This is a genomic window from Caulobacter sp. DWR1-3-2b1 (genome assembly GCF_049895765.1).
Classification (GTDB): domain Bacteria; phylum Pseudomonadota; class Alphaproteobacteria; order Caulobacterales; family Caulobacteraceae; genus Caulobacter.
This window is the reverse complement of record NZ_JAFCSZ010000033.1, coordinates 1-17,093: the sequence shown is the minus strand read 5'-3', so window position 1 is coordinate 17,093 and position 17,093 is coordinate 1. Positions and strand designations below refer to the sequence as shown.

Sequence of the window (17,093 nt, the reverse complement as noted above, 5' to 3'; positions counted from 1 at the left end):
GAAATAGGCCCTGGCTCGACCGCAGGCCAGAAAAAAGCCCCCGACGCCAAAGCGACGGGGGCTCTGATTTCAGGACGCGAGAAGACCTAGAACTTCACCGGTTCCATCTTTGGGGTCAGCAGGTGGACCACCAGCAGGGCGACCAGATAGGCGCTGCCGGCGATGATGAAGATCGGGGTGTAGGTGCCGATCTCCTCCAGGACCTTGCCGATATATTTGGAGAACACCATGCCGCCAAAGGCGCCCAGCATGCCCCCGATACCGACCACTGAACCCACCGCTCCGCGCGGGAAGACGTCCGACGGCAGGGTGTAGAGGTTGGCCGAGAAGCCCTGGTGGGCCGCGGTGGCGACGCCGATGATCAGCACGGCCAGCCAGACGCTGTCGGCCTCGGCGGCGAACATCACCGGCACGGCCAGCAGGGCGCAGATCAGCATGGTGGTCTTGCGAGCCCGGTTGATGCTCCAGCCCATCTTCATGAACTTGGACGACAGCCAGCCGCCGCCGACGCTGCCGACGTCGCTCAGCAGATAGATGGCGATCAGCGGCGGACCGAAGGTCTTGAGGTCCAGGCCATAACGCTTGCCCAGGAAGTCGGGCAGCCAGAACAGGAACATCCACCAGATCGGGTCGATCAGGAACTTGCCCAGCGAATAGGCCCAGGTCTCGCGCTTGGTCAGCAGCTTGATCCAGGGGATTTTCTCCACCGGATCGGCCTCGTCCTGCTCGATATGCGCCAGTTCGGCGGCGCCGATCTTCTTATGCTGACGTGGCGACCGGTACATGATCAGCCAGATCGGCAGCCAGATCAGGCCGGCCACACCGGTGACGATGAAGGCCATCTGCCAGCCCCAGGCCAGCACGATGCCCGGCACCACCAGCGGGGTGACGATCGCGCCGATATTGGTGCCGGCGTTGAAGATGCCGGTGGCGAAGGCGCGTTCCTTCTTGGGGAACCATTCGGCCACGGCCTTGATGCCGCCGGGGAAGCCGCCGGCCTCGCCGACGCCCAGGCCCATGCGGGCGAAGATGAAGCCGTTGAGGCCGCGCGCGCCGGCGTGGGCGATGTGAGCGATCTGCCAGATGGCGAAGGCGATGCCGAAGCCCCACCGGGCCCCGATCTTGTCCATGATCTTGCCCCAGGCCAGATAGGCCACGGCGTAGGACAGCTGGAAATAGAATACGAGGTCGGCATAGTCGCCCTCGCTCCAGCCGAACTCCTTGGACAGGTCGGACTTCAGAATGCCGATCGTCTGGCGGTCGACATAGTTGATGACCATCGCCGCAAACAGCAGGCTGACGATCACCCACCGGTACCGACCGATCTTCTCGGACGGCTCGGGGGCTGTGGGCATGACCATGGACACGTCTTCCTTACCCTGGATTGTCGTTTCTTATTTTGCCGGGACGGCGATGCACTCCACCTGTCCCAAGGCGCCGAAGCTAACCTTTGCCGCGTCGCCTGCAACCACATCGTGGATGCCGGTGCTGGCGCCGGTGGTGACCAGCATGCCCTTTTTCAGCGGACGGCCGCGCGAGGCGACATGGCCCAGCAGGAAGGCCAGGGCCGCGAGCGGCGAGCCGGGGATCGAGGCCGCCGTTCCCTTGCCGACGACGACGCCGTTGATGGTCGTCTCGACGGCCATGTCTTCCCAGGCGATGTCGCGCCAGTTGGCGAGCACCGGTCCGAGGATCTGGCCGTCATTGTTGCCGAAGTCCGAGGCCACGATGGGCGGCCCCAGCACGTTGATGGTCTGCAGCGGGCTGCCGGCGATCTCGACGCCCAGGATCAGCTCGCCAACATATTCAGCGGCTTCCTCGGCGGTCCACTCGGTCTTGCCCTCGGGCGCGTCCTTGCCCAGGCGGACGATGAACTCGGCCTCGACGGCCGTGAAGCCGCCGTCGATGGCGCGGAACGGGGTCGGCGCGGCGCCGGCTTCCCAGAGGTTCTTCCTGAAAATGCAGCCGGCCAGACGCTCGGCGCCCAAGCGGGCCTGATGCTGCGGCGGGACATAGCCCACCTTCCAGCCGATCAGTTCGTCAGGCCAGGAATCGATGGCGATGTCCTGAACGGCGTAGCCGTCGGCCATGGTGACGGGAAGCACGCCGCCCGGATAGCCGGGGACGGAGACGCCGGAGAGGCGCGCTTGAATGAATTTGGGAGCTATGGACGCCGGTGCGAACACATCGCTCTCGGCCGCAGAAACGGTCACGCCGCTAATCCTCCCTACTATAACCCGACAGCCCGTTCGACGGGTCTGCGACGTCTCTAATGGAAACCGGTGTCATTGACAATGAGGCCGCGAGACACCGGCAGACAAGATCGCGCTTTGTCAGGAACGCCCGTTTTGACGGCGTCGCTCCGCCGCCATGCCGGCAAATGTGCGGGCGGTGGGCGTCTTCGGATCAGCGCATCCATCTGGTCCTCGGCTGACCAGCAGACCGGCCTGCACGACGACGGTCGTCAGCCGACAAATCGAGGCTTTGGTGCTGGCGATGGCGGGCGGACGTCGCGCACCCGTAGCCTGATGCTCGCCATCGCTTGACAGACAGCGCGACGGGTATACCGTCGGGCGGTATTACGGATGTAATGAGCATGCATATCACCTCGGCCGAAAGTCATGTCATGGAAGCGCTGTGGCGGCGGGAGCCGTTGACGGCCGACGAACTGGTGGCCGAGGTTGGCGCCAGCCAGTCGTGGGGCGAGGCCACGGTCAAGACCCTGATCAACCGCCTGCTGAAGAAGAAGGCCATCAAGTCCGAGCGCGCCGAGGGCAAGCACGGCTATCGGCCGCTGATCGCCCGCAGCGTCTATGTCCAGGCCGAGAGCCAAGGGCTTCTGGATCGCCTGTTCGAAGGCCAGCTGGCCCCGATGATCAGCCACTTCGCCCAGCATCGCGAGCTGAAGGCCGAGGAGATCGCGCGCCTCAAGCGCCTGATCGAGGATCTGGAACATGGCGGCTGAGGTTCTAACCCACCTGGCCTTCTGCAATCTGGCCGCCGGCTTGGCGATCTTGCTGGCGCTGATTCTGCGTCATCCGACACGCGCTCTGTTCGGGGCCGAGATCGCCTATCTGCTGTGGCTTCTGCCCGTGGCCGCGGGTCTTGCGGCTTTGCTGCCGGCGCGCGCGGCAGAGCCCGGCGTCGTGGCGGCGCGTCATTTCATCATGTCGGGCGATCATGCCGCGATCCTGGGCGGCCTGTGGCTGGTTGGCGTGTCGCTGGCCCTGGCCCTGCTGGTCTGGAGTCAGTCGCGGTTCATGCAGCGCGCCCGCCTGGGCCGGGCTGGCCCCGCTGTGGTCGGCGTGCTGGTCCCGCGCATGATCGTGCCGGACGACTATCAGACCCGTTTCACCATCGCAGAACGCGCGGTGATCCGGGCGCACGAGCGCGCGCATATCGAGCGGCTGGACCCCCGCATCAATGCGCTCATGGCTTTGATCCAGTGTCTGGGCTGGTTCAATCCGCTGATCCATCTGGCGGTGCGTGAAGCCCGGCTCGACCAGGAACTGGCCTGCGACGCCCGGGTCATGGGCCGGTTGTCGCGCGAGCGCGGCCTCTATGCGCGGACGCTCCTGAAGACTCAGCTGGGCGCTCGCGCCCTGCCGCTGGGCTGCCACTGGCCGGCCGCCGCGCTGCATCCGCTGGAAGAGCGGGTGATCATGCTGACCCGGCCGCAACCGACCCTGCACCGCACGGCCACGGGCGGAGCGCTGGTGATGGCGATGAGTTTGACCGCTGCCGTCGGCGCCTGGTCGGCGCAACCGGTTGGTCCGCCCCGGCCCGTGGCGGCGCCGGTAGTCTGGCCCGAGGTGGTTGTCTATGCGCGGATGTCTCTGGCCCTGGAGCCCTGAGCGCATCGCCGCGCCATGACCTGACAGGTAATTGTCCGGGGTCGATCCGTCTCCCAAGCTTGCACCATCACAACTTGGGAGAAGGCGATGTCAGGCTTCTGGCGCAAATGGTTGACGGTGTGGTGTTGGGCGGTCGGCGTGTTTGGCGCTGTTCTGGTCTGTGGCGGGCTTGAGACAACCAACGGCCCGGCCCGTCTATTTTTCGGTATTCTGAACGGCCCCATGCCCCTGGATCTGAACGCCCAGATGCGTTTTAGCCTGGCGGTGATGGGCGCTGTGACCATCGGCTGGAGCATCACGCTCGCGGCGGTGATCCAGGCGGCGATCCTGCTAGAGCATTTTCCGATAAGTGTGAAACGGTTATCGGATCGAAAAGAGCTCTAAACTTTTGATTTAGAGCTCTTTTCGCCCGCCTCTGATGAAGCCATCAGGTCGGAAAGGGCTCTAGGCGACCGGGCCCGGCCTATCTGGCTTTTGCTGGTCGGCGGCGTGACAGCCTGGTTCGTGATCGACACGCCGATGTCCATCGCGACGGGTTATGCGATGAACGCCTTACCCAACCTGGCCTTGTTCGCGACTTTCCTGCTGCCGATCATCCAAAGCCGCGTGCTTCGGACGGCGCGGGCCTAGGCCTGTCAGCCTTGCCGGACGGCTGCAGTTGCAGGCCCGACGAAGCCTCCATCTCGGCCTCGGCCGAGGAGGAGGCCTCCAGCAGCGACCTGGGCGGCGGAATCGGCTGGATCTCTTGCGCCGACGCAGTCAGGGCGCCGACGAAGTCGTCGCGCCAGGCGGTGACGTCTCGACGCTGAACGTTGTCGAACATGGCTTCCCAACGTCGCTTGCGCTCAGGCAGATCCATGGCCAGGGCCCGGCTAAGGGCGTCGGAGATTTCCTCCGGGCTGTTGGGATTGACGATCAGGGCGTCCGACAGCTGCCGGGCCGCGCCGGCGAAACGCGAAAGGATTAGCACCCCGGGATCTTCGGGATCCTGTGAGGCGACATATTCCTTTGCCACCAGGTTCATGCCGTCGCGAAGGGGCGTCACGAGGCCGACCTTGGCCGCGCGATAGATCCCGGCCAGCTCATCGCGGCGGTAGGACTTGTTCACGTAGCGGATCGGCGTGAAGTCCATTTCGGCATAGGCGCCGTTGATCCGGCCGATCAGACCGTCCAGCCGCGAGCGCAGATCCTGATAGGCCTCGACCTCATCGCGAGACAGCGGGGCGATCTGCAGGAGCATCACCTGGCTGCGCTTGTCGGGATTGTCGTGCAGGAAGCGCTCGAAGCCGACCAGCCGCTCTTCCAGGCCTTTGGAATAGTCGAGGCGGTCGACGCCCACGACCATTTTGCGGAACACGCTGTGGGCCAGCATGCGGTCATAGATCTTGTGAGCGCAGGGGCTGTGGGCGATGCGGACGAAGTCTTCGGCGTCGATGCCGATCGGGAAGACCGCCGCGCGCGTCGTCTTGCCGAAGGCGGTCAGGTGGCCGTTCGAGCCGGCCGAACCATCCACTTCGGAAACGACGTAGCCTTCGAAAGCGTGGCGAGATTCCTCGGTCTGGAAGCCGACCAAGTCATAGTCGAACAAGGCCTCCACCAAGGGACGGTGGCGGGGCAGGGTGACCACCAGCTGATGGGCCGGCCAAGGGATATGCAGGAAAAATCCGATACGGTTGGTCACGCCCATCCGCCGCAGCTCTCGCGCCATCGGGATCAGGTGATAGTCGTGCACCCAGATGATGTCGTCCGGCTCGATCAGCGGCAGCAGGGTTTCGGCGAAGCGCTTGTTAACCCGGTTATAGCCCTCGCCGAACGAGCGGTCATAGGCGGTCAGGTCGACGCGGTAGTGAAACAGCGGCCACAGGGTCTTGTTGGCATAGCCGTTGTAATATTCCTGGTAGTCGCCTTCCTCCAGATCCACGGTGGCGGTGGTCACGCCATCGACCCTTTGCATGGACAGCTGGCCGGTGAATTGCGGCGTGGTCTTGCCGCTCCAGCCAAACCAGATGCCGGAATATTCGCGAAGGGCGGCGGCCAGGGCCATGGCCAGGCCGCCGACGCTGCCCTCGCCCTCGCCGCCGGCTTCGCGGCTGGCGGGCGGGTTGACCCGGTTGGAAACGACGATCAGCCGGCTCATGCCGGCATCAGCGTCGCGACGCCCTCCAGCCAGGCCGAGACGGCGGCGGTGTCCTTCAGGCGGTAGGCCGCTGAAGTCGCCCGCATCTCGCCGACCAATATGCCGTAGCCGCCCAGCCGCGCGGCGGCGGCGAAGCCATCCTCGTCGGTCAGATCGTCGCCCACGAAGATCGGGGTCGAACCCGTGAAGGGCCGTTCGCGCAGGAAGGCGGCGACTGACTGGCCTTTGTCTTGGCCCGGCGTGCGCAGTTCGACGACCATGTCGCCCAGCTGAAGCACCAGGCCAGTCGTGCGGGCGATACGCTCGGCGGCCTCGACCACGGCCTCGCCGGTCGCGGGCGCGTTGCGGTAGTGCAGGGCGACGCTGACGCCCTTGTCCTCGAACTGCAGACCCTTGTCGCATCGCGCCAGGTCGCGCAGCAGTTGGCGAGCGTCAGGGATGCCAGCATGCGGTGTAGAGGTGACGACGTGGCCCTCGGCGTCGCGGCGCACCAGACCGTGGACGGCGGCGACAGGTGTGACGCCGCGTTCGAGGATGCGGTCCAGATCGTCGAGTGCGCGGCCGCTGACCACCGCGACCCGGCCGTGCAGGGTGGCGGCCAGGCGCTTCATCAGCATCGCCCGGCGCTTGTCTGGCCCTACCTGCTCGGGGCGGGGCATGATCGGGGTGAGGGTGCCGTCGAGGTCGAGGAAAAGCGCGGCCGACGCCGGGGGAAAGGCCGGCGGTGGGGATAGGTCGTGGGGCTGGTGTCTCGCGGTCGACCCGGTCGTGGTCATTACCAGACGCCCCTCTTCAAAACGGTACATGACCACAGAAACGCCAAAGTCCGGCTTTCGATCCGCCGCGCCAAGGTGAGGCTCGGCTTAGCGCACCGAAGTCCAGGGCCGGCTGAGCAGCACCGCGCAATTGATCAGGCCCACCAGAGAATAGGTCTGGGGGTAGTTGCCCCACAGCTCGCCGTCAGAAAATCCGATGTCCTCGGACAGCAAGCCGGCGGCGGTGCGGCGGGCCAGCATGTCCTCGAACAGCGCGCGGGCCTCGTCGGCGCGGCCGGCCAGGTGCATGGCCTCGATCAGCCAGAAGGTGCAGATGTTGAAGGCGGTCTTGGGCTCGCCGAAGTCGTCGGGGATGGCGTAGCGCAGCAGATAGGAGCCCTTGCGCAGGCCGCTTTCAACCGCCGCCACGGTGGCGATGTTGCGCGGGTCGTTGGCGCTGATGAAGCGCAGATCCACCAACTGCAGCAGGCTGGCGTCCAGCTCGTCTCCGCCGAAGGTCGCGGCAAAGCGGCCAAGCTCGGGGTTCCAGGCCGCCTCGTCGATGGTGGCCCGCACCTTGGCGGCGCGATCGTTCCAAAAGGCGGCGCGCTCAGTCAGGCCCAGCTTCTCGGCGGCGTTGCCCAGGCGATCGCAGGCGGCCCAGCACATCACCGACGAATAGGTGTGGACATTGGCCCGGCCCCGGAACTCCCACAGGCTGGCGTCGGGCTGGTCGTGCAGCTGGAAGGCGCGCTCGCCCACCGGCTCCAGCGCTTCGAAATCGTCGACCGTCGCCTGACGCAGCAGGCGCTCGTCGAAGAAGGCCTGGGTGCTGGACAGCACGATCTGGCCATAGACGTCGTGTTGCTGGTGCTCGAAGGCCTGGTTGCCGATGCGCACCGGACCCATGCCGCGATAGCCGGGGAGGTCAGGGGCGAAGCGCTCGGTCAGCTGCGGCTCGAACCCAACGCCGAACAGCGGCTGGATATGGCCGCCGGCCGCCCGGTCCACGATGTTGCGCAGGTAGCCCAGATAGTTCTCCAGTATATCCACCGCGCCCAGGCGGTTGAGGGCCTGGACCACATAATAGGCGTCGCGCATCCAGCAGTAGCGGTAGTCCCAGTTGCGGCCGCTGTCGGAATGTTCAGGGATCGAGGTGGTCAGGGCCGCGACGATGGCTCCGGTTTCTTCGTGAACGCAGAGCTTGAGAGTGATCGCGGCCCGGATCACGGCGGACTGCCATTCCAGTGGAATGGCCAGGCCTCGCACCCAGGTCATCCAGTAGGCGGTGGTTTCGCGCAGCATCCGCTCGCAGGTCGAGCCGATATCGGCGTCGAAGCCTTCGTCGGGGCCGAGGAAGAGGGCGATGGGCTGCTCAAGCCGGAAGGTGCGCTCTTCCAGAACGTGCGAGACCGGGCAATCGGTGGTCAGCCGCATGGTCAGGTCCGAGCACAGATAGCGGATGTGGTTGGAGCCCGAAGTGACTTCGGCCAGCCGCGCGCCCCATTGGGCGGTGGGGCGCACCCTCACCGTGATTCGCGCCGTGCCGGCGACCGGCCGGATCAGGCGGATAAAGGCGGTAGGCCGGAAGATGCGGCCAAACTGCTCGTAGCGTGGGGCGAAGTCGATGATCTCGACCCGGGCGCCGTCGGCGTCGGTGATCTCGGTGCGCAGGATTGGCGTGTTGCGCAGATAGGCCTGGGTGGTCGTCACTGCACCTTCGACTTCGACGTCCCAGACGCCGCTCGCCGCGGCGCTTTGGGGATCGACATCGCTGAGCAGGGCGCTGAACACCGGATCGGAGTCGACGCGCGGCGCGCAGGCCCAGACAAAGCGTCCGGTCCGGTCGATGAGCGCGCTCACGGCGCAGTTGCCGATGGGGAACAGGTCGAGGTTCTGGGGCACGCGGTCTCCGGACTGTGGCGAGACCTAAGGTCGGCCTGACGACACATGGGAAACCGTTAGTGTGGCTTCCGGGTTCCTATCATTTGAAAAGAACCATCGGGCTACAGCGGCGTTTCGCCTTTCACGATACTCGCGTTGACGGACCCGGGTTCGAACGGCCATTTGAGGCTGCGCGGATCCTTCGCGCGGCAGGGTGTTACGAGATCCATAGGCGGTGAGCGGGTTGTCGAGACTATCTTGCGCACTGGTCGCAGGGGCGCTGTCCCTCCTGACCAGCGGGGCGGTGCACGCCCAGTCCCAGAGACCTTCGCAGTTTGGCGCGCGCGCGCCTCAAGCTCCGCCGCAGCAGCCGCTGGCGTTCCCTGCCAGCCCCTATGCCGTAAATCTGCGCTCCGACCAGATCGAGCTGTTGGCCCGCGTATTGGCCGAGGCGCCGAGCCACGGCTTCGAGCTGGGCGCCTATGCGCCGGATCAGGCCCTGGCGCTGGTGACCTCGCGCGATGTCGCCGCGCGCCAGACGGGCCAGGCCCAGCTGATCGGCCTGACCCTCGCCTATGCCAAGGCTGTGCGTTCCGGGCGGCTGCCGGCCACCAGCTTCCGGACAGACTGGGGTCTGCGCCCTGCGCTCTACGACCCCAGCCAGGAATTCGTCCAGGCCGTCGCCCAGGATCGTCTGGGGCCGTGGCTGGACACCTTGCCGCCGCCCTATACCGGCTACCAGACCCTGCGCCGGGGCCTGGTCACCTATCGCGACATCGCCGCGCGCGGTGGCTGGGCCATGCTGCCGCCCGGAGCCGACCTGAAGATCGGTTCGACCGATCCTCGCGTCCCGGCCCTGGAAGCCCGGCTTGCCGCTGAGGATCCGAGCGTGGCCGTCGACGGTGTCGCCTTGTTCGACGAAGGCTTGGCCCAGGCTCTGATGCGAGCCCAGAAGCGGTTTGGCCTCAATCCCAACGGCGTGCTCGACAAGAAGACGCTGGCTGCGCTGAACACGCCGGTCGAGCTGCGCCTCGACCAGATCGTCGCCAATATGGAGCGCTGGCGGTGGTTGCCGCAGGTGCTGCCGGCCGACCGCATCCAGGTCAATATCGCCGCCGCCGTGCTGTCGGTGTTTCATCGTGACGCTCCGACCCTGACCATGCGCGCCGTCACCGGCCGCCCGGGCGACGAAACGCCGATGCTGTCGTCGAACATCCACAGCATCGTGCTCAATCCACCGTGGAATGTGCCGTCCTCGATCGCGACCAAGGAGCTGTGGCCCAAGGAGCGGGCTAATCCGGGCTATCTGCGGCGCAACGACTTCATCGTCATTCCCACGGGAGAGGGCACCTCGCGCCTGCAGCAAAAGGCCGGTCCCAAGGCCGCCCTGGGCCTGATCAAGTTCGACTTCTCCAATCCCTTTGGCGTGTATCTGCACGACACTCCAAGCCGCGCGCGGTTCGCCAGCTTCAGCCGGCTGGCCAGCCACGGCTGCGTGCGGGTGGAAAAACCCGTCGATCTGGCGCGCGCGGTGATGGAAGGCGATCCGACCTGGACGCCTCAGCTCATCGACGAGACCATCGCCAGCGGCAAGACCGTCCGCGCCCAGCTGCCACAGCAGATTGCGGTCTTCTTGCTCTACTGGACGGCCTATGTGACGCCGGATGGCCAGGTCAATTTCCGCGACGATCCCTATGGCTGGGACAAGCTTCTGGTGCAGCGTATCGCCGCATCTCTCCCTGGCTCAGCTTGACCTTCGGGTCAGGCTGGGGTGTCCTGCCGCCAGTATGGTGTCGAGGATAGCGTTATGATCGCACGACGTAGGCTGTTTCAGCTTGGCCTGAGCGCGCTCGGCGCGGCTGCGGTTGGGCCGTCGGCTCATGCCCAGGACGACATCATCGGCGCGCTTCTGGAAGCCCAGGCGCCGCCGGCTGTCGCGCCTGTTGTCGCGATACAGCCCGTCATCGAGACCGCACCCAAGTGGGTGTCTTTGTATAACCTTCACACTGCCGAAAAGTTGCAGGCCGTGTATTGGGAAAAGGGGACCTACGTTCCCGACGCCCTGGACGCCCTGAACAAGGTGCTGCGCGACCATCGCACGGGCGAGGTCGCGCCGATGAACGTCCAGCTGTTCGACATGTTGGCCGACATCCATCGCGAGACCGAGACCAAGACGGCTTTCCAGATCATTTCGGGCTACCGCTCGGCGGCCAGCAACAAACTCCTGTCGGAGCGCAGTGGCGAGGTGGCCAAACGCAGCTTGCACATGGACGGCAAGGCCATGGACATCTATCTGGAGGATGTCGCCCTCGACAAACTCCGCGCCGCGGCGCTGGATCTGAAGCGGGGCGGCGTCGGTTATTATCCCGACAGCAAGTTCGTGCATGTCGATGTCGGGCCGTTCCGGCGCTGGCAGGGAAGCTAGGCCCGAAAGGGCAGGGGGTCGGGAATGAGCGCTGAACGTCGTGGCAATCCGTTCGGATGGATTTTCCTGGGCTTTGTCGTCGGCGTTATCGCGACCTTTGGCGTCATCCTGTTCCTGACCGCCGGCCTGGGCGGTTACGACGAAGGCTCCGACGAGATGCGCTCGGCCGCCGACGATGCGGCGGCTGAAGCTATCGCTCGTGGTCCTGTCGCCGCGCCCGCACCTAGCAAGATCGAGGCGCCGGTCGTCGCCGAGCCGGTGACCGGCCCGACGCCGATTCGCGAGACTCCACCGATCGACTCGCAGATGGCCGACGACGCCGCAGCAGCGGGCATGACCTCGCGCGCCGACCAGCCCACCAACTAGAGCCCTTTCCGACCTGATGGCTTCATCAGGGTCGGGCGAAAAGGGCTCTAAATCATAAGTTTAGAGCATTTTTCGATCCGATAACCGTTTCACGCTTATCGGAAAATGCTCTTAGGGTTCTTCAGGGATCACGCCGCTTCGTTTTCGAGCAGGTTGGCGTTCAGCGCCCCGTGACGCGCCATGCGCATCACGGCTTCCAGGTGCTGTTCCAGTTCCTCGATCCGCTCGGCCTGTTTGATCACCAGGCGTTCGAGGTCTTGCAGGCGTTCTTCGACACGTTCGGCCATGAAGCTCTCCGTCGGCGGGCCGGTCATGGGGCGCTTAACGCCCCGACAGGTCAAGAGTCTTGGGTGCGATTGCACGAAGTCGCGGTCCCGGAGCGGATCCGGGACCGCGCATCGACCTTAGGACTTGGGCGCCGTCATGACCGGCAGGGCCTTGGACTTGGCTTTGTTGGCCTCGTGCTCTTGCGGCGGCAGCGGGATCAGGCCGCGCGACTGCAGATAGCCACCCCGGCCGGTGGCGGCGTCGGACACGAACTCGTTCACGAATTCCTTCAGGCCCGGCGTCACGCCAATCTGGCTCTTCTTCACGTAGATATAGAGGGACCGAGAGATCGGATAGGCGCCGCTGGTGATCGTCTGGATCGACGGCTTCACGCCGTTGATGCTGGCGGCCTTGATGCTGTTGGCGTTCTGCTCGAGGAACGAATAGCCGAACACGCCGATGGCGTTGGGGGTCTTCTGGATCGTGCCGATGATGGCGTTGTCGTTCTCGCCAGCATCGACCCAGCCGCCATCGGTGCGCATCGGCGCGACCTTGGCCTTGAAGGCCTTCTCGTCACCGGCCTTCATCTTTGCCAGGGTCGGCAGCTTGCCGGCGCCGCCTTCAACGGCCAATTCGATCCACGCATCGCGCGTGCCCGAGGTGGGCGGCGGGCCATAGACCAGGATGCGGGTCTTGGGCAGGCCGGCGCCGACCTCGTTCCAGGTTTTGTAGGGGTTCTTGACCAACTGGCTGCCGCGCAGGGTCTGGTCGGCCAGGCCCAGATACAGGTGCTCGAGCTTGAAATTATAGTCGGGGGCCTTTTTGTCCATCGCCACGACGATGCCGTCGAAGCCGATCTTCAGCTCGATGATGTCCTTGACGCCAGCTTTTTTGCAGGCCTCGAACTCGGACTTCTTCATCGGGCGTGAGGCATTGGCGATGTCGGGGAACTTCTCGCCCATGCCGCCGCAGAACATCTTGATGCCGCCGCCCGTGCCCAGGCTTTCGACCTTGGGCGACTTCTTGCCGGTCTTCTTGGCGTAGTTCTCGGCGACGCGGGTTGAGAAGGGGAAAACGGTCGAGGAGCCCGCGGCCCAGACATAGTCGCGGGCCGCATAGGCGGTGTCGGCGGCGGCCAGCAGCGCGAGGGCGGCGGCGGCTCCAAGGAACTTGGTCATGACGATAGATCCGGATTTTGCTGGGCCAAACGGAGGAACGCGTCGCGTGCAAACGCGTTCGACCGACTTTTATCAAGATTTAGCGACAGCCCGCGCGATCGGCAATCCGCATGCGGATCAATGCGCCCGGAGAACCCTATTTTTCGAGCGAAACGACCTCGCCGTCCTCCTTGGTGAAGCTTTCCGGCGTCTTGTCCAGCAAGGGAAACACCTTCTCCGACGGCCGGCATAGAGCCACGCCCTTCGGCGTGACCACGATAGGCCGATTGACCAGGATCGGGTGCTCGACCATGGCCGCCAGGATAGCCTCGTCGGTGGCGGCGGGATTCAGCAGGCCCAGTTCTTCGGCGGGCGTGCCCTTGTCGCGCATCAGTTCGCGCAAGGAGAGGCCCGCCTCACCGGCCAGTTCGCGCAACTGCTCGTGGGTCCAGCCGGCCTTGAGGTACTCGATGACACTGGGCTCGTAGCCGGCCGCGCGGACCATCTCGACCACGTTGCGCGACGTGCCGCAGCCGGGGTTGTGGAAGATGACAACGGGGAAATCAGGATTTTTCATGGGCGGGCTTTTCCATCAGGAGCCATGCGAAGGCAAGGGCCCCTGCCAGGGCGCCGATCATCTGTCCCATGACGAAGCCAGCGATCGAGGCCGGGGCTATGCCCGCAAAGCTGTCGGTCAGGCTGCGGGCCAGGGTCACCGCCGGATTGGCGAACGAGGTCGAGGCGGTGAACCAGTAGGCGGCGGTGATGTAGAGGCCTACCGCCGTGGCGACGGCTTCACGCCGAAACCGCGAGACGCCCAGGATCGTCGCGATCAAGCCGAAGGTGGCGACGGCCTCGGAGAACAGTTGCGCGCCGCCGCCGCGCGACTTGACCGAGACCTGCAGGATGGGTTCGGCGAACATGGCGTGGGCCATCCAGACACCCAGGATCGCGCCGATGACCTGGCAGGGTATGTACAGAGCCGCTGCCAGGGGCCCGATCTCGCGCCGGGCGGCCATCACCAGGGTGACGGCCGGGTTGAAGTGCGCGCCGCTGATGGGGCCGAACACGGTGATCAGCACGACCAGCGCCGCGCCGGTCGCCAGGGTGTTGCCGAGCAGGGCGATGGCGTCGTTCCCGCCGGACAGGCGCTGGCCCATGATGCCGGAGCCAACGACGACAGCCAGCAGCAGGGCGGTTCCGAGCGCTTCGGCCGCCAGGCGGCGGGAGAGTGAGAAGGTCATCAGTCCTGCGTCTTGCCGATTTCATCCAGCCGGCGTTGCAGCGACAGCTTGTCGATCGAGGCCATGGGCAGGGCGCAGAAGAGCGTGATCCGGGCGTTCAGCTGGCGGTAGGCCTCGGCGAAGGCCAGGGCGATCTCCGCCTCCGTGCCGGTCGCGGCTGAGGGATCGGGAATGCCCCAGTGGGCGGTCATCGGTTGGCCCGGCCAGATAGGGCAAACCTCTCCGGCGGCGTTGTCGCAGACGGTGAAGACGAAATCGAGATCCGGCGCCTCGGGATTGTTGGTCTTGGCGAACTCGTCCCAGGCCTTTGAGCGCAGGTCCTCGGTCTTGTAGTTGAGATGCTGCAGCAGATGGATGGCGTGCGGGTTGATCGTCCCGCTGGGCATCGAGCCGGCCGAACAGGCCTTGAAGCGACCGGCGCCGATCCTGTTCAGCAGCGACTCGGCCAGCACCGAGCGCGCTGAATTATGGGTGCAGAGAAAGAGGACGTTCAAGGGAGGGCGGGCTTGGTCGGTCATGCTATCTCCAGTTCGGTCAGGCAGGTTCCGTCACAGTCGGCGGCCTTGGCGAGCATGTCGCTGAGCGGCCGGCAGATTTCTGGTGCGCCGCCGCAGCAGTCTTCCAGCAGGAAGCCCAGCAGCCCCTGCATCGCCCCATAGTCGGCCGTGTAGATGATCGAGCGGCCCTCGCGCCGGGCGTGGATCAGGCCGGCATGGTCGAGGATCGCCAGATGGCTCGACAGGGTGTTGGGCAGGATTTCCAGGCGCCTTGCGATCTCGCCGGCCGCCAGTCCGGTCGCGCCGGCTTGGACCAAAATCCGGAACGCCGACAACCTGCCGCCATGGGCGAGGGCTGAAAGGCTTGTCACGGCGCTGGTCATTTCCATATTTCGACGATAATCGAAGTATGTGACACTGTGAAGATGTCTCTGGAGCGCCCATGACCGATTTGCCCGCCCTCGACACCCGCTATCTGAGCGGCCCCGATGTCTCGACGCTGGTGGCTGGCAGGCCGGAGCACCCGCCCCGGATTCTGCTGCTCTATGGGTCGTTGCGGGAGCGCTCGTTCAGCCGGCTGTTGGTCGAGGAAGCCGCACGGATTCTCCAGCGCCTCGGCGCTGAGACCAAGATCTTCGATCCGCGCGATCTGCCGCTGCCTGACTCGGTCGACGCTGATCACCCGAAGGTGCAGGAACTGCGCGCCCTGTCGCTGTGGTCGGAGGGGCAGGTCTGGTGCAGCCCCGAGCGGCACGGCGCCATGACCGGCGTCATCAAGAGCCAGATCGACTGGATCCCGCTGGAGATGGGCAGCGTGCGTCCGACCCAGGGGCGTACCCTGGCGGTGATGCAGGTCAGCGGCGGTTCGCAGTCGTTCAACGCGGTCAACACCCTGCGCCTGCTGGGGCGTTGGATGCGGATGATCACCATTCCCAACCAGTCGTCGGTGGCCATGGCCTGGAAGGAATTCGACGACGACAACCGGATGAAACCCTCGGCCTATTACGACCGCGTGGTCGATGTGATGGAGGAACTGGTCAAGTTCACCCTGCTGACGCGTGGCCATGCCGATTATCTGGTTGATCGTTATAGCGAGCGGAAGGCCATGGGTGACGCGGCGCCGCTGAACGCGCCCGCCGCCACTGTCGCGCGCAGCGCTTGAATGCGGCGTTCCGCCCCTCGCCGGGCAAGCGCGCCGGCCCTATATGGAGGCCGCTGTATCCTGTAGCTTGCCGCCCTGAATCAGATGCCGACGCGTGCGGCCAGAAGTGAATCGAGTCGCCGTGGCGCATCCGACTAAAGCCATCATCCTGAGCGCGGGCCAGGGAAAACGCCTGTCGCCCCTGACGGACACCCGCCCCAAGTGCTTGGTCGAGCTGTCGGGCCGCACCGTGCTGCACTGGCAGCTGCGCCATCTGCGCCAGGCCGGGATCACCGAGGTGGTGGTCGTGACCGGTTTCGCCGCCGACACGGTGGAGGCCGAGATTGCGGGCCTCGATTTGCCCGGCATGACGGTTCGCACCCTGTTCAACCCGTTCTTCGGCCTGACCGACAACTTGGCCACCTGCTGGCTGGCGCGCGGCGAGATGGTCGGCGACTTCCTGCTGCTGAACGGCGACACCCTGTTCGAGCCGGCCATCGCCGAACGCCTGATCGCCGCCCCGCCGGCCCCGATCACCGTCACCATCGACCGCAAACCCTCTGGCTATGACGCCGACGACATGAAGGTGGCGACCGAAGGCCTGTCGCTGCGCGCCATCGGCAAGACCATCGAGACCTATGACGCCGAGTCGATCGGCTTCCTGCGCTTCGATCCCGAGGGCGCGGCCCTGTTCACGAAGATCGTCGAAGCGGCCCTGCGCACGCCCGAGGGCCTGAAGCGCTGGTATCTCAGCGTCATCAACCAGATCGCCCAAGAGAACGACGTGGTCCGAGTACAGTCGATCCAGGGCCTGGACTGGGCAGAGATGGACTTCCCCGAAGACCTGCCGCGCAACCGCGAACTGGCGGCGTCCTGGGTGGCGGAGCTGGTGGAGGCTTGAATTAGCCCCAGCCAACCTCATTGAGCATTTCACTTCGTTCCGACTCGGTGAGAATGGCCATTCGGGCAAGCATCGGCTGACCCTTCTGAAGTGCGAGTACCGCGAGGGCACTGTTGACGAGGTTCTCGTCGTTCGCGCTTGGCAAAATTGCTAGGGCAAAACTGAACAACTCGCGCCACGCTTTTGCGTAGTCGTCTGAAAGCCACGTCGGCAAGGGCGGATTTTCGTCGTTCCCTCTGACCTGTTCGATCGTCACGGCAAGAGCGAGCGCGTTCCAGCTAATACCAATCGCCCCTAGCGTGAACCTGTGGCCCATTGGCGATGACCGATGGATTTGATGCGGTCCGGCTCGTCGATGAGGCTGTTCCAGGCTTCGCAGATGGCTTGGACGATGGCGTCGTAGTCGTCGAACACCCGGTTGGAGAGGAAGCGCTGTCGCAGGTACTGCCAGACGTTCTCGGCGGG

General features: G+C 65.3%; 20 protein-coding genes. 8 read left to right on the top strand and 12 right to left on the bottom strand.

Features of this window, described 5'->3' with window-relative positions:
* Positions 1-86: 86 nt before the first annotated feature.
* Positions 87-1,361, bottom strand: coding sequence for an MFS transporter (locus ACP69S_RS19510; RefSeq protein WP_426000084.1), 1,275 nt, complete (start codon positions 1,359-1,361; stop codon positions 87-89).
* Positions 1,362-1,394: 33 nt separating this feature from the next.
* The gene (locus ACP69S_RS19505; protein ID WP_426000082.1) at positions 1,395-2,213 is read right to left on the bottom strand and encodes a 2-keto-4-pentenoate hydratase; all 819 of its coding nucleotides are present in this window, start codon (positions 2,211-2,213) and stop codon (positions 1,395-1,397) included.
* Between the two features lie 383 nt (positions 2,214-2,596).
* Between ACP69S_RS19505 and ACP69S_RS19500 the strand changes: the two genes are divergently transcribed.
* The 3 genes from ACP69S_RS19500 (at position 2,597) to ACP69S_RS19490 (ending at position 4,238) form a co-directional block, all read left to right on the top strand.
* Complete coding sequence (locus tag ACP69S_RS19500; protein ID WP_426000109.1) at positions 2,597-2,965, top strand: BlaI/MecI/CopY family transcriptional regulator; 369 nt, start codon at positions 2,597-2,599, stop codon at positions 2,963-2,965.
* Complete coding sequence (locus ACP69S_RS19495; RefSeq protein WP_426000081.1) at positions 2,955-3,854, top strand: M56 family metallopeptidase; 900 nt, start codon at positions 2,955-2,957, stop codon at positions 3,852-3,854. The genes ACP69S_RS19500 and ACP69S_RS19495 overlap by 11 nt, the downstream gene beginning before the upstream one ends.
* A gap of 87 nt (positions 3,855-3,941) precedes the next feature.
* Positions 3,942-4,238 carry a hypothetical protein gene (locus ACP69S_RS19490; protein WP_426000079.1) on the top strand — a complete coding sequence of 99 codons (297 nt, stop codon included), beginning with the start codon at positions 3,942-3,944 and terminating at the stop codon, positions 4,236-4,238.
* Positions 4,239-4,446: 208 nt separating this feature from the next.
* On the opposite strand, the gene otsA is transcribed toward ACP69S_RS19490, so the two are convergent.
* The 3 genes from otsA to ACP69S_RS19475 all read right to left on the bottom strand — a co-directional run bounded on the left by otsA (position 4,447) and on the right by ACP69S_RS19475 (position 8,651).
* Entirely contained in the window at positions 4,447-5,991 is a 1,545-nt protein-coding gene (otsA, locus tag ACP69S_RS19485) for an alpha,alpha-trehalose-phosphate synthase (UDP-forming) (RefSeq protein WP_426000077.1), read from the bottom strand.
* The gene (gene otsB, locus ACP69S_RS19480; protein ID WP_426000075.1) at positions 5,988-6,767 is read right to left on the bottom strand and encodes a trehalose-phosphatase; all 780 of its coding nucleotides are present in this window, start codon (positions 6,765-6,767) and stop codon (positions 5,988-5,990) included. The genes otsA and otsB overlap by 4 nt, the downstream gene beginning before the upstream one ends.
* Before the next feature lie 87 nt (positions 6,768-6,854).
* Positions 6,855-8,651, bottom strand: coding sequence for a glycoside hydrolase family 15 protein (locus ACP69S_RS19475; RefSeq protein WP_426000073.1), 1,797 nt, complete (start codon positions 8,649-8,651; stop codon positions 6,855-6,857).
* Between the two features lie 223 nt (positions 8,652-8,874).
* Here ACP69S_RS19475 and ACP69S_RS19470 point away from each other — a divergent pair, with 223 nt between their 5' ends.
* Genes ACP69S_RS19470 through ACP69S_RS19460 form a run of 3 tightly spaced genes read left to right on the top strand, consistent with a single transcriptional unit; the run spans position 8,875 to position 11,421 of the window.
* Positions 8,875-10,383: a L,D-transpeptidase family protein gene (locus tag ACP69S_RS19470; protein ID WP_426000071.1), complete on the top strand. Its 1,509-nt coding sequence runs from the start codon at positions 8,875-8,877 to the stop codon at positions 10,381-10,383.
* Positions 10,384-10,437: 54 nt separating this feature from the next.
* Positions 10,438-11,055, top strand: coding sequence for a DUF882 domain-containing protein (locus tag ACP69S_RS19465; protein WP_426000069.1), 618 nt, complete (start codon positions 10,438-10,440; stop codon positions 11,053-11,055).
* A gap of 24 nt (positions 11,056-11,079) precedes the next feature.
* Positions 11,080-11,421, top strand: a complete 342-nt coding sequence (locus ACP69S_RS19460) for a hypothetical protein (protein WP_426000067.1) — start codon at positions 11,080-11,082, stop codon at positions 11,419-11,421.
* Between the two features lie 128 nt (positions 11,422-11,549).
* On the opposite strand, the gene ACP69S_RS19455 is transcribed toward ACP69S_RS19460, so the two are convergent.
* The 6 genes from ACP69S_RS19455 to ACP69S_RS19430 form a co-directional block, all read right to left on the bottom strand.
* Positions 11,550-11,708 carry a hypothetical protein gene (locus ACP69S_RS19455; RefSeq protein ID WP_426000065.1) on the bottom strand — a complete coding sequence of 53 codons (159 nt, stop codon included), beginning with the start codon at positions 11,706-11,708 and terminating at the stop codon, positions 11,550-11,552.
* Between the two features lie 117 nt (positions 11,709-11,825).
* Complete coding sequence (locus tag ACP69S_RS19450; RefSeq protein WP_426000063.1) at positions 11,826-12,866, bottom strand: substrate-binding domain-containing protein; 1,041 nt, start codon at positions 12,864-12,866, stop codon at positions 11,826-11,828.
* Between the two features lie 136 nt (positions 12,867-13,002).
* Positions 13,003-13,422 carry an arsenate reductase (glutaredoxin) gene (gene arsC / locus ACP69S_RS19445; protein WP_426000061.1) on the bottom strand — a complete coding sequence of 140 codons (420 nt, stop codon included), beginning with the start codon at positions 13,420-13,422 and terminating at the stop codon, positions 13,003-13,005.
* Positions 13,409-14,089 carry an aquaporin gene (locus ACP69S_RS19440; RefSeq protein ID WP_426000059.1) on the bottom strand — a complete coding sequence of 227 codons (681 nt, stop codon included), beginning with the start codon at positions 14,087-14,089 and terminating at the stop codon, positions 13,409-13,411. The genes arsC and ACP69S_RS19440 overlap by 14 nt, the downstream gene beginning before the upstream one ends.
* Positions 14,089-14,607, bottom strand: a complete 519-nt coding sequence (locus ACP69S_RS19435; RefSeq protein WP_426000057.1) for an arsenate reductase ArsC — start codon at positions 14,605-14,607, stop codon at positions 14,089-14,091. The genes ACP69S_RS19440 and ACP69S_RS19435 overlap by 1 nt, the downstream gene beginning before the upstream one ends.
* Complete coding sequence (locus tag ACP69S_RS19430) at positions 14,604-14,975, bottom strand: ArsR/SmtB family transcription factor (protein WP_426000055.1); 372 nt, start codon at positions 14,973-14,975, stop codon at positions 14,604-14,606. The genes ACP69S_RS19435 and ACP69S_RS19430 overlap by 4 nt, the downstream gene beginning before the upstream one ends.
* Positions 14,976-15,028: 53 nt before the next feature.
* Between ACP69S_RS19430 and arsH the strand changes: the two genes are divergently transcribed.
* Positions 15,029-15,748, top strand: a complete 720-nt coding sequence (gene arsH / locus ACP69S_RS19425) for an arsenical resistance protein ArsH (RefSeq protein ID WP_426000053.1) — start codon at positions 15,029-15,031, stop codon at positions 15,746-15,748.
* A 121-nt stretch (positions 15,749-15,869) separates the two neighbouring features.
* Positions 15,870-16,628 carry an NTP transferase domain-containing protein gene (locus ACP69S_RS19420; protein WP_426000051.1) on the top strand — a complete coding sequence of 253 codons (759 nt, stop codon included), beginning with the start codon at positions 15,870-15,872 and terminating at the stop codon, positions 16,626-16,628.
* A 1-nt stretch (position 16,629) separates the two neighbouring features.
* Here the strand turns inward: ACP69S_RS19420 and ACP69S_RS19415 are convergent, their stop codons facing one another.
* Positions 16,630-16,884, bottom strand: a complete 255-nt coding sequence (locus ACP69S_RS19415; protein WP_426000050.1) for a hypothetical protein — start codon at positions 16,882-16,884, stop codon at positions 16,630-16,632.
* Positions 16,885-17,093: the final 209 nt, after the last annotated feature.

Coding starts and splice junctions, on each gene's coding strand:
- ACP69S_RS19510 (WP_426000084.1), bottom strand. CDS start 1,361: ATGGTCATGCCCACAGCCCCCGAGCCGTCCGAGAAGATCGGTCGGTAC.
- ACP69S_RS19500 (WP_426000109.1), top strand. CDS start 2,597: ATGCATATCACCTCGGCCGAAAGTCATGTCATGGAAGCGCTGTGGCGG.
- ACP69S_RS19495 (WP_426000081.1), top strand. CDS start 2,955: ATGGCGGCTGAGGTTCTAACCCACCTGGCCTTCTGCAATCTGGCCGCC.
- ACP69S_RS19490 (WP_426000079.1), top strand. CDS start 3,942: ATGTCAGGCTTCTGGCGCAAATGGTTGACGGTGTGGTGTTGGGCGGTC.
- otsA (WP_426000077.1), bottom strand. CDS start 5,991: ATGAGCCGGCTGATCGTCGTTTCCAACCGGGTCAACCCGCCCGCCAGC.
- otsB (WP_426000075.1), bottom strand. CDS start 6,767: ATGACCACGACCGGGTCGACCGCGAGACACCAGCCCCACGACCTATCC.
- ACP69S_RS19465 (WP_426000069.1), top strand. CDS start 10,438: ATGATCGCACGACGTAGGCTGTTTCAGCTTGGCCTGAGCGCGCTCGGC.
- ACP69S_RS19460 (WP_426000067.1), top strand. CDS start 11,080: ATGAGCGCTGAACGTCGTGGCAATCCGTTCGGATGGATTTTCCTGGGC.
- ACP69S_RS19455 (WP_426000065.1), bottom strand. CDS start 11,708: ATGGCCGAACGTGTCGAAGAACGCCTGCAAGACCTCGAACGCCTGGTG.
- ACP69S_RS19450 (WP_426000063.1), bottom strand. CDS start 12,866: ATGACCAAGTTCCTTGGAGCCGCCGCCGCCCTCGCGCTGCTGGCCGCC.
- arsC (WP_426000061.1), bottom strand. CDS start 13,422: ATGAAAAATCCTGATTTCCCCGTTGTCATCTTCCACAACCCCGGCTGC.
- ACP69S_RS19440 (WP_426000059.1), bottom strand. CDS start 14,089: ATGACCTTCTCACTCTCCCGCCGCCTGGCGGCCGAAGCGCTCGGAACC.
- ACP69S_RS19435 (WP_426000057.1), bottom strand. CDS start 14,607: ATGACCGACCAAGCCCGCCCTCCCTTGAACGTCCTCTTTCTCTGCACC.
- ACP69S_RS19430 (WP_426000055.1), bottom strand. CDS start 14,975: ATGGAAATGACCAGCGCCGTGACAAGCCTTTCAGCCCTCGCCCATGGC.
- arsH (WP_426000053.1), top strand. CDS start 15,029: ATGACCGATTTGCCCGCCCTCGACACCCGCTATCTGAGCGGCCCCGAT.